This is a genomic window from Streptosporangium sp. NBC_01810 (assembly GCF_035917355.1).
Lineage (GTDB): Bacteria > Actinomycetota > Actinomycetes > Streptosporangiales > Streptosporangiaceae > Streptosporangium.
Map to the genome: position 1 here is coordinate 7,563,144 of NZ_CP109070.1, position 13,674 is coordinate 7,576,817.

The 13,674-nt window shown below is 67.4% G+C and carries 12 protein-coding genes; 7 read left to right on the plus strand and 5 right to left on the minus strand.

The window, feature by feature from the left end; all coding sequences use genetic code 11:
• The first annotated feature begins 288 nt into the window (after positions 1-288).
• On the plus strand, positions 289-1,893 hold the full coding sequence (locus OIE13_RS34225; protein WP_326645254.1) for a 3'-5' exonuclease: 1,605 nt from the start codon (positions 289-291) through the stop codon (positions 1,891-1,893).
• Between the two features lie 168 nt (positions 1,894-2,061).
• Here the strand turns inward: OIE13_RS34225 and OIE13_RS34230 are convergent, their stop codons facing one another.
• The 5 genes from OIE13_RS34230 to OIE13_RS34250 form a co-directional block, all read right to left on the minus strand.
• Positions 2,062-3,159, minus strand: coding sequence for a hypothetical protein (locus OIE13_RS34230; protein WP_326645252.1), 1,098 nt, complete (start codon positions 3,157-3,159; stop codon positions 2,062-2,064).
• A gap of 4 nt (positions 3,160-3,163) precedes the next feature.
• Complete coding sequence (gene fxlM, locus OIE13_RS34235) at positions 3,164-5,209, minus strand: methyltransferase, FxLD system (RefSeq protein WP_326645250.1); 2,046 nt, start codon at positions 5,207-5,209, stop codon at positions 3,164-3,166.
• 17 nt (positions 5,210-5,226) lie between these two features.
• Complete coding sequence (locus tag OIE13_RS34240; protein WP_326645248.1) at positions 5,227-6,297, minus strand: lanthionine synthetase C family protein; 1,071 nt, start codon at positions 6,295-6,297, stop codon at positions 5,227-5,229.
• Positions 6,294-8,324: a lantibiotic dehydratase family protein gene (locus OIE13_RS34245; RefSeq protein ID WP_326645246.1), complete on the minus strand. Its 2,031-nt coding sequence runs from the start codon at positions 8,322-8,324 to the stop codon at positions 6,294-6,296. Before OIE13_RS34245 ends, OIE13_RS34240 begins: the two co-directional genes overlap by 4 nt.
• Positions 8,325-8,407: 83 nt before the next feature.
• The gene (locus tag OIE13_RS34250) at positions 8,408-8,590 is read right to left on the minus strand and encodes an FxLD family lanthipeptide (protein ID WP_326645245.1); all 183 of its coding nucleotides are present in this window, start codon (positions 8,588-8,590) and stop codon (positions 8,408-8,410) included.
• Positions 8,591-8,828: 238 nt separating this feature from the next.
• Between OIE13_RS34250 and OIE13_RS34255 the strand changes: the two genes are divergently transcribed.
• From OIE13_RS34255 to OIE13_RS34280, 6 genes are all read left to right on the plus strand, one after another.
• Positions 8,829-10,322, plus strand: a complete 1,494-nt coding sequence (locus tag OIE13_RS34255) for a helix-turn-helix transcriptional regulator (protein WP_326829263.1) — start codon at positions 8,829-8,831, stop codon at positions 10,320-10,322.
• 10 nt (positions 10,323-10,332) lie between these two features.
• Positions 10,333-10,899, plus strand: coding sequence for a GNAT family N-acetyltransferase (locus OIE13_RS34260; RefSeq protein ID WP_326645243.1), 567 nt, complete (start codon positions 10,333-10,335; stop codon positions 10,897-10,899).
• 254 nt (positions 10,900-11,153) lie between these two features.
• Positions 11,154-11,654 (plus strand): DUF6879 family protein, encoded by a 501-nt coding sequence (locus OIE13_RS34265; protein WP_326646910.1) that lies wholly within the window; start codon positions 11,154-11,156, stop codon positions 11,652-11,654.
• Between the two features lie 15 nt (positions 11,655-11,669).
• On the plus strand, positions 11,670-12,398 hold the full coding sequence (locus OIE13_RS34270; protein ID WP_326829264.1) for a Scr1 family TA system antitoxin-like transcriptional regulator: 729 nt from the start codon (positions 11,670-11,672) through the stop codon (positions 12,396-12,398).
• 235 nt (positions 12,399-12,633) lie between these two features.
• Positions 12,634-12,963, plus strand: a complete 330-nt coding sequence (locus tag OIE13_RS34275) for a glycine-rich domain-containing protein (RefSeq protein WP_326829265.1) — start codon at positions 12,634-12,636, stop codon at positions 12,961-12,963.
• A gap of 2 nt (positions 12,964-12,965) precedes the next feature.
• Positions 12,966-13,607, plus strand: coding sequence for a hypothetical protein (locus tag OIE13_RS34280; protein ID WP_326829266.1), 642 nt, complete (start codon positions 12,966-12,968; stop codon positions 13,605-13,607).
• The last annotated feature ends 67 nt before the right edge of the window (positions 13,608-13,674 follow it).

Genomic DNA, 13,674 nt, shown 5'->3' on the forward strand with positions numbered 1-13,674 from the left:
GGCCCAGTATCGCTGTCGGTGTACGGCCTCATATGTGGTTGCGCGTGCGGGATAGCCGCCGGCCACGAACATCCTGGTTGTCGAACACCAAGTGATCTGCAATCAAATGGAGTTTGATAAATGATGTAGTTGGTGACCTTGAGGGCGATATCTGTAGGTTTGACTGAATTCAGTATCTCTTGCCTGAAAATCTGACAGATATAAACGCGTCATTGTGTATGAATAATCTCAGGTGATCTGCTATGTTTGCGAGCTTGGCTATCGCCTGTTTTTCATTGCATGGTCTTCATGGGAGGTAACGACATCTTTGCCTTCGGCCAGCTCACCCGGGCAAACGGAATCGACCCCCGTGGTTTCACCTACGCCGTGATCGATCTGGAGACAACAGGGCTTAACCCCGCGCGAGGCTCGCGGATCTGTGAGGTGGGAATCGTTCGGATGCGCGGGGACGGTGTGGTCCTTGATGAATACTCCACACTCGTCGATCCTGGGATGCGAATCACCAACGACGAGTATCACGGCATCACGAACGCCGACGTCAAAGGTGCCCCGACTTTCGCGCAGGTCGTCGGCGACGTACTTGCTTATATCAGTGGAACGATCGTCGTCGGCCACAACCTGGAATTCGAGGACAAGTTCCTCACAGCCGAGTTCGGTCGCCTCGGGGTCAACCTTCCCACGATCCCCGGCCTGTGCACGCTGGTGATGTCTCGAATGCATCTTGATCGATACGGTTACCGCCTCGACGAGATTGCCAACCTGGTCACCGGTGAGTGGCCCCGTGCCGCACACTCCGCGCTTGGTGACGCTCGAACGTTGGCATTGACTCTGTCGAAGTTCATCTCTGAGGCACCGCAGCGTCTCGCCTGGGCTGGTGGGTCGCCGGTTCTTCTGCCGCCGTATCCCCGAACCGGATTCATCGCCCCTCGCGCCGCAGGACTGCGAAAGGGCGCGGAGGGTTGGCTGGCCACGCTGACAGCTCGTTTACCCCTCATGGCGCAGTCCCCCATGCCTCGCCCGCAGGGGGTGGCGGAATATCAGGCCATGCTTGGTCACGCGCTCGCCGACGGCCGCATCGTGGGAGAGGAGGCCGGACAGCTCGCGGTGCTCGCGGCGCGGGCGGGCCTGACCCAGACAACCGCGCGTCAAGTACATGAACACTTCCTCGCCACCGTACGCGCCCGAGCCGAGGCAGACGGGATAGTGACCCCAGTTGAACTCAAGGAGCTCCAGCGCGCGGCGAAGGAACTCGCAGCCTCTCACTTGATCAGCGACCTGGAGGAGATCGCCAGGGCCGACCGGGCGAAGAAGAACGGACCCCTCAAGGGGTGGCGCCTTCTGCCGGTAGGGGACGCCTCCGGCGAGGTTATGGACTTCGCGGTCACGAACGGAGCCACGGCCGCGGTCAACGTGACCAAGACCGTTCGTTTGGTGATCGCTGCCGATGCGGCTGACGATCCGCGTGTGATGAAGGCGCTGGCCGAGGGAATCCGGGTGGTCACTCCAGAACAGGCGCTGGAGATTCTGCAGGCTGAGATCAGTGCCAAGCGTGGGGGGCTGTTCGCCAACTCCGAGGGACAGGTGCTGTCGGAGCAGTTGGCAGCCGAACGTGAGCAGCAGGCCCGAGCAGGACGTCCAGAATGGCATGAGGCTTGGCGTCGACGGGAGCTGAGCCCCGCCGATTACAGGAAGGAGTTCGTCGACCGCCATACCGAGTGGGACAGGCCGAGGGGTGAGCGTGTCGTTCACGTATCCGTGCAGCCGCAGTCCTCTCCTCGTGCCCAACGAGTAAACAAGACGGCGGCTAAGCAGAGTGGCTGCGCAAGCGTCCTGCTTGTCATCGGAGGAGTCGGTGCGGTACTTGCCGAAGTCCTGCGTCAGATCATCATCTAAATGGTGCGGCTTCCGGCCAGAGGCGTGATTGAGACTCACGGGGCCACATGAAAGCCGTCACGGTCATTCACCACCGTTCACAGGGTCGATCGGTTGGTCAGTGGTCGCGGCCCACGCGGTACCGGGTCCAGATGAGTGCGGTGATGCGGGCGCCATAGTCGGTGAGGGTCACAGAAGCCTGCGGAGTGCCACGTCGGCCTCATCCACGGCTGTGGTGAGAACGTGCATGTGGGTAGGTGAGAGCTTTCCGGCACCGAGCCCTGACGCGGTGAGCACGTCGTTGAGTTTCTGTCGTTGCTCACTGGTCAGGCGGGAACGCGCCAGGTGGTGGTTTAGGACGTCGCGGGCGGCGTAGGCATCGAGTATGGCCACGTCGACGATGGCGTCCTGCAAGAGGGCGGGGCAGGGGCCGGTTCGGTCGCGGGTCAGGTCAAGGGTGACCAGTCCGAGTCGGACCTGGAACGCCGCGGTCGCGGGGTCGGGCGGAGTGATCAGCGTGAGTGCCTCCCGCAGAACAAGCTCCAGCTCGGGCTGTGGCGTTGGTGACGTCGCGGGACGGCAGTAGATGCGCAGGAGGGCCGCGATGGCGTTCTCCCATGGTTCTGTGGGGGCGGTGGACTCGATTGCGGCGCGAGCCTGCTGGCTGAGGCCGCGTTCCATCAGTGACATGATCATGATTTGGCGGCCATCGAGGAGGCGATTGCCGATACCGCGGTGCGCGGCCATGGTTTCAGCGGCCTCGGTCCAGCGGCCGATTCGTGCCAGGGCTCTGGCGCCGTCGATAAGCATGGTGACCCACAGCTCCTCGCACACCTTCCGGTGGTCCGCCTCCGTGCCAAGCAAGGCCGATAGGTCGACGTTGTGGCTGCGGATCTCGGCTGTACCGCGCTGCTGGGCAGCGCGGTACAGCCGCCTGAGTACGTCGTAGGCACCTTCGCCATCGCCTTCGCGGATCAGTAACCGGGCGATGTTCACCAGTGGCATGAGTGCCATCACGGCGATGTCTCCTGTGAGGCTTCCCGCTTTGGCGAAGGCCCGATGCTGCCTCCAGCACAGCTGCGCAGCCAGGTCGGGCATTCCGACGTCGGAGGCGATCAGCGCGGCGTAGTTGAGGACCCCGCTGGCGCGGGCCACCAGATCGTGCTGGCTCGCACCGGTGGGCTCGACGGTCAACTCGGTGAGGTGGGCGATGCGGTCGGCTAGGGGTAACCCGGCCGCCTTGGGACGGCGGACCAGCGGGATACGGCTGGCTATCGGGGGGATCATCGGCTCAGCTCCTGCGCGGCCAGTCGATGACGAGACGGCTGTTGGGCTTGTCGATGATGAACTGCGGGTCGTCGAAGGCCGTCAGGTGGTCGCGGGCGTCGCCGACGGCCATGCGGAAGCTCGGCTGGGGTCCGTTGTGGCCCCAGCCCTGATGCCAGTCGATGATCCCGGTGGCGACCTGGTCGGCGAGGGAGGCGCCGCGTGGGCCATGGCCGATGACGCCGAGTTCCCAGAACCTGCTCTGCTCGTCCTTACCTTCGCGGATGGTCAAGTACGCCAGGCTGTCGCCGTCGAGCGCGGCCATCGATCCCCATGCGAAGTGGGGGGTGAAGCCGGGGCGGGAGCCGGGCATGCGGGACAGGCCGCCTGGCAGGACCGCGGCGAGGTATAGGTACACCCACTCGAAGGGGTTGCCCTGTCGGAAGTTCACCCCAGTGAAGATCTTGGTGGAGGGTTGGTCGAGGACGGTGCGGATCGCGTCGCGGTCGACGTCCTGTTCGCTGAAGGTCTCCAGGTGGACGTTCCCTTCGCCGGCCATGGGGACGCGGGTGTAGATGTCGTCGCAGACGCCCTTGCGGAGGGGGACGAACGTCGCCATCTCACACGAGACGGTTCTCCAAGTGTCGCCGTCGCGTTCGAAGGCGAAGCTGCGGGAGATGCTGCCGCGGATCCTCATCGGGAGGACCAGCCGTCCGCCGGGGGCGAGCTGGTCGAGGATCGGCAGGGGAATGTCACCGGTGCCGACGGTGAACTGGATGCGGTCGAACGGGGCGTGCGCCGGAAGGCCGGCCGCGCCGTCGCCAAGGATGCAGGTGACGTTCGAGGCGCCGACGTTCGCGAGGTTCTTCTGGGCGCGGTCCACGAGGTCGGAGTCAACGTCGACAGTCCATACGTGGCCCTGGGGGGCGACGAGCCGGGAGAGGAGAGCGGCGTTGTAGCCGGTGGCGGCTCCGGCTTCCAGGACCTTGTGGCCGGGCCTGGCGTCCAGCTGCTCCAGCTGGAGGGCCACGATGGAGGGCGCGGAAATGCAGGAGATCATTTCGCCGGTTGCGTCGTGCTTAATGGGCACGGCGTCTTCGGCGTACGCCCCCTGCGGGGCGACGTCTGGGAGGAAACGGTGCCGTTCAACGGCCCGGAACGCGGTGATGACGTCAGGGGTGTGCAGGTGGCCGCCTTCGATGAGGCGGGTCACGTACGCCTCTCGCAGATCGGCGGGGTCGGTGGTGGTCATGGCGGTCTCCATTCGGGTGAGGTTAGGGTTCGGTGGGGTGGAGCGACGGGTGGACACGTCGACGGATGCCCATTCGGTGAAGGCGGCTTGACTGCCAAGCCATGCGGTCGCGGCTTGTTGGTCGACAGGGATCCCGGCCCGATTGAACGCAAAGATCGCGTGGTGGGTGAGTACGGCGCGCAGGCCCCGCGTCAGCCGTCCTTCGGTGGTCAGCCGCCGGAGCCGTAGTCCGGCTTCCTCGAACGCGGTCACGCGTTCCGTCCAGTCTGGCTCGGCGTCCGGCTTTTGGGCGGCGTCGGCGTTCATCAGACGCCGCATCGCGCTGATCGCCCGGTCGAGGGACGGGCCGGTGGGCGGGGTGACGGGTGGCCGCAGGTCGCCGAGTTTCGCCCAGACGTCGCCGATCTCGAACGGGTCCATGCCTGCCGTGCGGTTCATCGTCGACAGCAGTAGGACGCAGCGTTCCCGGGCGTTCGGGCTGCCGGTTTCGGCCAGAGCGGCGGGGCTGTCGGCGCAGAACACGTCATGGGCGACCGCCATCCCCTCGGGGCCGCCGAAGGCGTGAACCTCGGGCTCGTAGATTCCGCCGACCCAGTCGGCCACGATGTGGTCGGCGGCGAGCTGGTCGAGCAGGTCCGCCATGGGCTGCTCGGTGCGGAGGCGGAGGCCGCTGTCCTTGCGGAGGAAGTGGAAGCGGTGTCCGGACAGCGCTTCCGACAACGCCCGGGCTGCGTCCGGCGTTATGCCGGCGTCGGGGAATGAGACGTTGGCGTGCCACCAGCTCGTGTGGGTGGTGATCGGGAGGTGCTCGTCGTCCACGTAGGGCTCCTTATCGTTTAGGCGATCAGGAGGGCTCTGGCCCAGCCGGTCGTGTTCGTGCCGGCCAACGCCAGATGCGCGCCGGCGCGGCCTTCCATGAATCCGGGCTTCGGCAGCCGGTCCAGGTCGGCGGCCAGGTGTCCGGCGAGTTCTTCGATGAGCGGTGCGAACCGGTCCGGTGCGGGGCTGTCGCCGGCTACGGCGCGGACGACGGACAGCAGACCGGCCAAGCCGTGGCACAACGTGGCGTCGGTGATTCGGCCGAGACATGCCGGGTTGGTCAGCGTGCCCATGACGGTGTTCTCCGCGTCGTGTTGGCGGGCGGGGTCGTGGAGGGCGAGCGCGGCCAGTTGCTGGACGCGAGCGATGCCGAGTCGGCCGTAGCACCAGGACGGTCGTGCGGGCAGCGGCTCAGGAGGGTCGGCCGTGGTCAGCTCGCCGAGGGTGATCCAGTAGCGGCAGCCGTACCTGTCCAGCCAGCATGCGAACATCTCGATCGCGTCGCGCTGCCCCGGCACCTGGACACCGCGGCAGGTGGCGAGGGACAGGACCGCCAGAGGGCCGGCGATGCCGTGCGCGACACCGTTGTTCCCGTGGCCCCCGGGCATCTCCCCATGCCCGGGGCCGTCCATCGACCACCACCCGGGCAGAGCCCTGCCAGCAACGTCGACCGGCCGGGACAGGGAGACGAGGTAGTCCAGCACCTCCTCCAGCAGCGGCGAGGCATCGCCGCGGGTCAGCAGCAGCGCGGCCAGTCCGGTCAAGCCCCGGACAAGGTCGAACTCCGCCAGATGCGGCAGCGCCCCGGAAGCCTGCCGCCGCCGCGCCGCGGCCAGCCGGGCGGCCACTACCCGGTCGACGGTGTCCCGGACATCGCGGCCGACGCGGCCAGCACGGCTGAGCACGAACTCCAGCGCCGGGGCACCGTGGAACAGCGACGCGTTGTCTCCGGCGCTGACGCCACCCGCGACCGCCTGCGCCAGGCTGGTCCGGGCGGAGGCGAGATCGCCGCGCTCAATGTGCAGCAGCGCCACCCCAAGGGCGCCCTCGGACAGGTCTTGGGTCCGAGGAGTTTCCGTCGCCGTCATGAGCGTGCTCTCAGCGGGATGACGAGGCTATGGGCCCGCCCGCCGATCCAGCCGTCGGCGTCCGGCGGAGGCGCGTCGTGCAGGACCGCGACACCGGTACGGCTGGCGGCAAGGTGGGCGCGCAGCAGATCCAGGTGCATGTCCTCGCATAGATCGAGCGGCAGGTGCTGGTCGTCCTCGGCCAGGAGCACACGGTCCGGCATCCTGAACCGGCTCATCCAGGCGTGCAGCCGGTCGGCCCACTCGTCCAATGTGGCGGTGCGGCCGGGCAGGTCCCGGGCTCTGACCTTCCAGCGTGCGGCGGTCAGGATCGACCGCCGGTAGGTCAGCGTGGGGAGGAACGGAAGGATCCAGGCGGCGCCCCAGTCGAACCATGTCACCTGGGCGGTGTGGGCGCGGCTGATCTCGGCCAGGAACCGGGCCAGGGGCGGCGTGTAGTTGTTCCACACGAAGTTGAGCGCGGTCGGCGCGAGCAGCTCCAGATGCGCGCCGGTGGCTGCCTCGGCCAGATAGAAACGGCCGTCGCGGACTCCGACAGCCAGGTCAGACGGGACCAGCACGCCCTTGTCTGAGTGCCGGAACTCGCCGACGCTGACCAGCCGGGGCAGCACTTGCGGGGCGCGGGTGAGCAGGTCGGCGTGGACGCGGCCGGCGTGGAAGGACAACTGCGCCGGCTCGGCGCCAGGCTCGACCGTGGGCAGACCGGCGTACGCGGTGCCGGTGCGGGGGAATAGGTGCCAGAACCGGCCCGTCATCGCACCGGCAGCCCGGGAGACGGTGACCACCCGGAGACGGAAGTCTCCGCGGTCCAGAGCCCGAGTTGAGGCCGCTTGGAGTTGCACGCACAGTTCGAGGTGGGGCGGGGTGACGGCAGGCTGCCCCGTAGCTTCCAGGCGTTCGATCATCTCCTCGGACAGAGCCACGGACCGGCTGCGCTCGACAGCCGCGGTGCCGGCTATCTCCAGCAGGAGCCGGTCTCGCAGGACCATCAGGCGGGGAGGCTCGGCTAGTCGGCCGAATCCTTCAGGGAGGCCCAGACCCTCGTCGGGGTCGATGACGAGGTGCAGCGGCACCTCGGCGCCGTCGCTGTAGCGGTCGGTGAACCGGTCGGCGTAGCGGCGCCATGCCGGCGTTCCCGCCGGATGCATGGCGAGCCGGGTCAAGACTGTGGCGGCTGTCTCCGCCTCCGTGAGCACCGCTTCCGACAGCCGCACTGTGGCGTCCAGCCGCAGATCCGCCGCCGAGTTGGTGCGGGTAGCCGTCCGCAGTGCGGCCGGCAGCGGGTCGGCTGGATCGACGACGGTGGCGGGAGCGCGCAGCGACGACCGCAGCAGCCGCACCCGCAGCAACTCGGCTAGCAGACCGGCCCGGTGGTGTTCGTCGGTGCCTGGGAACTCGGCGGCGAGCTTGTCGGCCAGCTCCGAGCACCGGATCGGCGATCGAGCCGCGTCGAGCACCAGCATGATCGCGGGCGTCAGCGCGAGGGAGAACTCCGAAGCTCCCTCAGACGGGACGTGGAGTCGGCCACCCTGCCGACGTGCCAGGTTGTTGACGCAGACCTCGACGTCGGCCATCAGTTGTCCGTCCGCTTCCCAGTCCGTGATCGCCGCGTCCAGCTCCACGGGGTTGGGGCGGGTGATGGCCTGGTGCTGGTCTCCGAAGCGCACCTCGGTCCCGCAGCCCAGCTCGACCAGCGTTACACCAGCGAACAGACCGAACGGGGTGGACCGGCGGGTGTACCTGATCGCGTACCGGGCGGTTGCCAGGGCTGCCCGGCGTACCCGACGCGCCTTCACCGAGCGCCCGTCAAGGACCGCCTGGATCTGACGGGCAAGGTCTGGGCTGGCGATGGATACCGCCTCCTGGAAGACATTGTCGGTCCACACCGACTCCAGCCATGAACGCCAGCGTTCGACCGGCGCCGCAGGCCCCGGCCAGGGCGGCATGCCCGGCCCGGCGAGGTTCACTGCGGCGCGCAGCATCGTGCCGCCGGCATCTCGGTACAGGCTGCGCCGCAAGCGCGTCATCGTCACACCTCCGTTCTCGGCAGAAAAAAGGGGGGTGCGGGCCGGAGGAGAGCCAGCCCTCCGGCCTGCGGGTCAGGCTGCCTCTATGAGGTGGGACAGGCGCTCGGGCACGAGGTTCCGCAGTTGTCGCCGGTGCTGCACATCAGCACCGTGTCGGTCGCCGGCGTGTTCTCGATGAAGGCGATGTCGAGCTGGAACGGGTCGTCGGCGTCGTCGGTGTCGGGCTGGCGCGGTTCGGCACTCCGCGCGATGGTCTGCGTGTTCATCTGTGCTCCTGATCCTTGACGCTAAGAACTGGAGTCAGTAAACGCTCTCGGTAGTCAGTCGGTCACCCATCGTGTCGACATGCTTTCTATGCGTGCGAACGCTCGCCTGACCTGCGGCTTCAAGACTCGATGGCCCATATTCATGCCACCAGCAAGATCCATGTCTGATTTGTGCAGTTGCCCAATCTGGGCCCCGGCTGCAACCTGCCCTCAGAGCCTCATTCCAGGGAGCCCCGTGGTGAGTGCATGGAGCAAGAAGGACATCAACCGATTGCGCACCGAGATGAGCCACCAAGGCCGCGGGGTGGAAGAGATCGCCGAGGAGATCCGCCTCGTATGCGGAGGCTCGCGCTTGGCGGCATTTCGCATGGCGCTCGGCCTGAGCCAACCCGAGGTGGTGGACCGGTACCGGCAGCAAACCCCAACGTCGATCATCGACCAGCCGCTGCTGTCGAGACTGGAGATGTTCCCCGCCGCCGGATCCCGGGCGCCGCAAGCCACGCAGATCATCGCGTTGGCCAGCCTTTACGGGACCACCCCGTTGCGGCTGCTGGACCCGGTGGCTCTCAACCGGCTGGACCCATTGGAGCGGGACGTCCTGATCCGATGCAACAGCGGTTTCACCTCTTCGACCACCTCGGCCGGAGAAGTCTCGTCATCGACGCCCGCACGAGTGCGGTCGCTGGTTCAAGCACCGGCATCCGACAGTCTGCAAGGAGAGGTGGAAATGGCCGCACGTAAAGCTCTGCGGTTCACTGTCGCTGCGGAGGGCAGCAACATCGGACCCGAGACGCTGGACCAGCTACGCGCGGAGGTCACCCGCCTCACGCTGGCCTACCAACAACAGCCCCTGACGACCCTGATGGGTGACCTAATCGGCCTGCAGGACGTCACATTCCGGCTGCTCGAAGGCCGGCAGCGGCCCGCCGAAGCCACCGAAATGTACCTCTTCGCCGGCGTCATCTCCGGCATGCTCGCCAAAGCCTCCCATGACCTTGGCGATCCTCACTCGGCCATGACCCAGGCCCGCACCGCCTCCGTGTGCGCCGACAACGCCGGCCACGATGGACTGCGCGTGTGGACATACGGCCTGAAGTCGCTGATCGCTTACTGGGCCGGTTGGCCGCACGAAGCTGCCCGCTACGTCCAGGTCGGCGCCGAGGTCGCCGCCCGGACCCGGGGTACGGGCTCGGTGTGGCTGCTCGCCCAGGAAGCCCGGGTGTGGGCCGTGCTGGGCGACGGCCAGCGGGCGGTGGCCGCCATCGAATGCGCCAACGACGCCCGCGAACAGGTCGAGCCGGACGACCTGGACTCCCTCGGCGGCATCATGACGTTCCCGCTCGCCCGCCAGCTCTACTACGCCGCCGACGCCCGTGTGTGGATACCGGGACAGGAGTCGGCAGCCGACCGCGTCGCCGGTGAGGCGGTCACCGCCTACAGCAACGCCGCTCCCGAGGAACGCTCCTACGGCGACGAGGCGGGCGCCGGCGCTGACCAGGCGTTGGCCAGGGTCAACATGGGGGACCTGGAAGGGGCCGCCGAGGTACTGAGACCAGTGCTGGAGCTGCCCGTTGATCAGCGCATCGGCGGCGTTGTCGCCAGCACGATGCGTGTGCACGCCGCGCTGCGCGCCCCCAGCTACCAAGGTGCGGCTGTGGCGCGGAACCTGCAGCAGCAGATCGAGGTCTACGGGCAGACATCGGCTGGCGCCGCGCTTCTCCGGGGTCGTTAGTCTCGGCAGCATGCACCCCGTCACGCTCACCTCTGCGCGCGTTGGCCTGCGCGAATTCACCCCCGACGACACGGATGGACTTGCCGCCATCTACGGCGATCCGGCGGTCGTTGAGCATATGAGTTTCGAGCCGCGCACCCACACGCAGGTGCGGGCCACGATCTCCACCGTGACGGAAGCCGCCCTGGCCGTACCGCGAACCGAGTACTCCCTCGCCGCAGTACGGCCAGGCGGAGACCTGATCGCCTTCGCTCGGCTGGCCATCGACACCCAGCACCCAGGTCAGAGCAGCGGGCAGATCGGGTTCGCTCTACGCGCTGACCAGTGGGGCCAGGGCCTCGGTGGGGACGTTGTACGACTTTTGCTCCGTCTCGGCTTCGGCGAGCTTGGCCTCTACCGTGTGTGGGGAGCACGTAGTCCCGCCAACGATGCCTCGGCCCGGCTGATGACCAAGGTCGGCATGATCGAGGAAGGCCGCATCCGCGGGCACATCAGGGTCGGTGATCAGTGGCGGGACTCAATCGTGCATTCCATCCTGGCGCCCGAATGGCGTGAGCTGGAGACCGACAAACGGTAGGGAACCGACCGAGATTTTCGCGCCCTGCCTGCGCTGGAGCGGCGAAGTGGACGGGGGGATCGTGCTACTGCACGAGTACGTCGACGCCGGGACGCGGATCTGTCGCCCGGGACGGGAGAACGTACGTCATCCAGGGGTTCACGGTGACCGACCCCGACGCGCTGACCGTGATCGGGCCATCCCCGACGACGAGCTCGTCTTGCGGGTTCCCCGCAGGCTGATGGATCATCTGCCCAAGGAGGCTCGTGGACCTGATGACGTATGAGGAGTTCCAGACCTGCTTCCGCGATGCGAAGCGGGCGTGGCACCTGGAGCTGAAGGACACCTACCAGGTCGCCCAGGAGGACGAGCCGCTGCGGAAGTGGCTGGCCGGAGCGTACGACGACCTGGCCTGGCGGCTGCCTTGGCAGCGGTTCATCCGAGAGGTGACGTCGGCCGGCTGCGAGGTTCAGCGGCTCCGCGTCGTCACCGTGCCGCACACGGACTACACCCGGTGGCTGCTGGCCATCGCCGGTGACAACGTGAAGGCGGGCGAGGACATCCGGTATCTGCCGCGCCACCTCGCGACCGACGTGGACTTCCCCGCCGAGGACTGCTGGCTGTTCGACGACGACCGGCTCGTCCTCAGCGTCTTCCCCGGCGACGGCCGTACCGGCGCCTTTGTCGTCGAGACCGACCCACAGCTGATCGAGCGCTACCGCGCGGCCCGGGATCTCACCTGGTCACGTGGTGTTCCCCACGCCGACTACGTCTGATTTCTGTCACGTCTCGTGCTCCCTCCCACCGACCAGGCCCGCGAAGCCCTGGGCGCACGCCTGCGGGAACTCCGCCGTGACGCGGAGCTGTCCGGCCGTGATCTGGCGGAGCGGGCCGGTTGGCGACCCCCGAAGGTCTCCAAACTGGAGCTGGGCCGGCAGAACGCCACCGAGGCGGACATCCGTACCTGGTGTCGTGTCTGCGGCGCCGAGGACCAGATCCCCGAACTGATCGCCACCGTCCGTACGATCGACGCCCAGTACGTCGAGTGGAAACGTCAGATGCGCGGTGGCCGGCGGCGCGTCCAGAACGCGATCAGGAACGAGGACCTGGAAGCCGCGGTCGGTGCCCGGCTCGGTCGGCAGGCGGTTCTGCGGATGGGGGATCGGCGTTTCCACATCATCATGGCGCAGCAGGCCCTCGACACCTGGGTGGGCGGTCCGGAGGTGATGCGCGGCCAGCTCGCGCACGTCCGCGCCGAGATGGAGGCGCTTCCGCTGCGCCTGCACGTTGGCGTCATCCCCCGGCACGCCGACATCGAGCTCGGCCCGCACGCCGGATACTGGATCTTCGACTCGCGGATCGTCATGACGGAGACCGTCACGGCCGGGCTGAACGTGACCCAGCCTCGGGAGATCGCGCTGTACGAACGGCACTTCGCCGGTTTGGACCGTCTCGCCGTGTATGGGGAGCGCGCGCACGAGCTGATCGGCCGTGCCCTGCACGAGATTGAAGAAATCTGAAGACATTCCGTTGAGCCGTATGGCATGCCGTCCCTAGCGTCGAAGCAGGTTCACTCCGGATCGACAGCATTCGGATACCCCGCATGGAGGCTGCAATGGCTTCTGCCACAACGGTTCGGCTCACCGACGATGAGCTGACACATCCTCGTACCCTCATCCCCGAGAGGCTGTTCGGGTTTCTGACCGACCGCATCGCCCGTGAGGAGGCATCCCTCCGGAGGACGCCGCGTGCGTCATGGAGCAGGCCCTGGCGTTCCTGGTCGCCTGCGCGCTTAACCCGGACGCGCGTCTGTCCCCTTCCAAGCAGGTGGACATCGGCTGGCACGCCTTCCTGGCGTACACCCGCGAGTACCAGGAGTTCTGCGCCAAGGTCGCCGACAGGTTCATTCATCACGCGCCCGTCGATACTCCCGAGGACACGATCTCCGACCCTCTAGCCGCGATCGGGACTACCGTCGAGGCCATGCGAGCCGCGGGCTTGTCGGTTGTCCCCGAGTTGTGGATCCCCGCCAGTGAATGCAGCCAGTGCTACGCGGGCTGCGCCGACGACCCGAGGGAGAGCTGACCGTGAGACCACAGTGGGACGACCTCCCCAACAACGTGCGTCACACCGTCGAGCAACAGATCGGCCAGGTGCTCAAGGCCGAACCGGTGACCAAGGGACTCATGCCCGGCCTCGCCGCCCGGCTGCACACCGAAGACGGCGGGGCTGTCTTCCTCAAGGCCGTCTCTACCGCCAGTCCGGCCGCGACCCTGTACGAGCGGGAACGACAAGCCGGCGCCGTACTGCCGCCCGGCCTGCCCACGCCCCGCCTGCGATGGAGCGGCGAGGTGGAGGAATGGATCGTGCTGCTGCACGAGTACGTCGACGGCCGGGACGCCGACCTGTCACCTGGCTCGCCGGATGTGCCGCTCGTGCTGGACACCCTGGTCGTCCTGAACGAGGCGCTCACCCCACACCCCGGAACAGACCGAGGCGCTGCCGGCCCGCGTACCGGCCTGGCGGTCCGCACCCGCGGACACGGTCACCGGCCTGGCCGCGCTGTGGACGCTGTTCCGCCTGTACAAGGCATGGTTCGGCCCTGCGGAAGGACGCGATTTCCGAGCGCGGGCCGCCGAGGCCGGGCGAGCATGGGTGTGCCATCGCTCCCGCTGAATCAGCGGATTCGAGTCTCGGCGAGTCTGAGCGTCGGAAATATCTCCCGGTAGGCTGCCGCGATGAACAGTACTCAGCGTGCCGTCGGTGCTGTTGTGGGCTCGGCGGTAGGTGATGCGC

Bases quoted from the DNA above. Each gene is read 5' to 3' on its own strand.
- OIE13_RS34250 (WP_326645245.1), bottom strand. From the start codon at position 8,590: ATGAACACGCAGACCATCGCGCGGAGTGCCGAACCGCGCCAGCCCGAC.
- OIE13_RS34230 (WP_326645252.1), bottom strand. From the start codon at position 3,159: ATGATCCCCCCGATAGCCAGCCGTATCCCGCTGGTCCGCCGTCCCAAG.
- OIE13_RS34245 (WP_326645246.1), bottom strand. From the start codon at position 8,324: ATGACGCGCTTGCGGCGCAGCCTGTACCGAGATGCCGGCGGCACGATG.
- OIE13_RS34240 (WP_326645248.1), bottom strand. From the start codon at position 6,297: ATGACGGCGACGGAAACTCCTCGGACCCAAGACCTGTCCGAGGGCGCC.
- OIE13_RS34275 (WP_326829265.1), top strand. From the start codon at position 12,634: ATGGAGCAGGCCCTGGCGTTCCTGGTCGCCTGCGCGCTTAACCCGGAC.
- OIE13_RS34265 (WP_326646910.1), top strand. From the start codon at position 11,154: ATGACGTATGAGGAGTTCCAGACCTGCTTCCGCGATGCGAAGCGGGCG.
- OIE13_RS34260 (WP_326645243.1), top strand. From the start codon at position 10,333: ATGCACCCCGTCACGCTCACCTCTGCGCGCGTTGGCCTGCGCGAATTC.
- OIE13_RS34225 (WP_326645254.1), top strand. From the start codon at position 289: ATGGGAGGTAACGACATCTTTGCCTTCGGCCAGCTCACCCGGGCAAAC.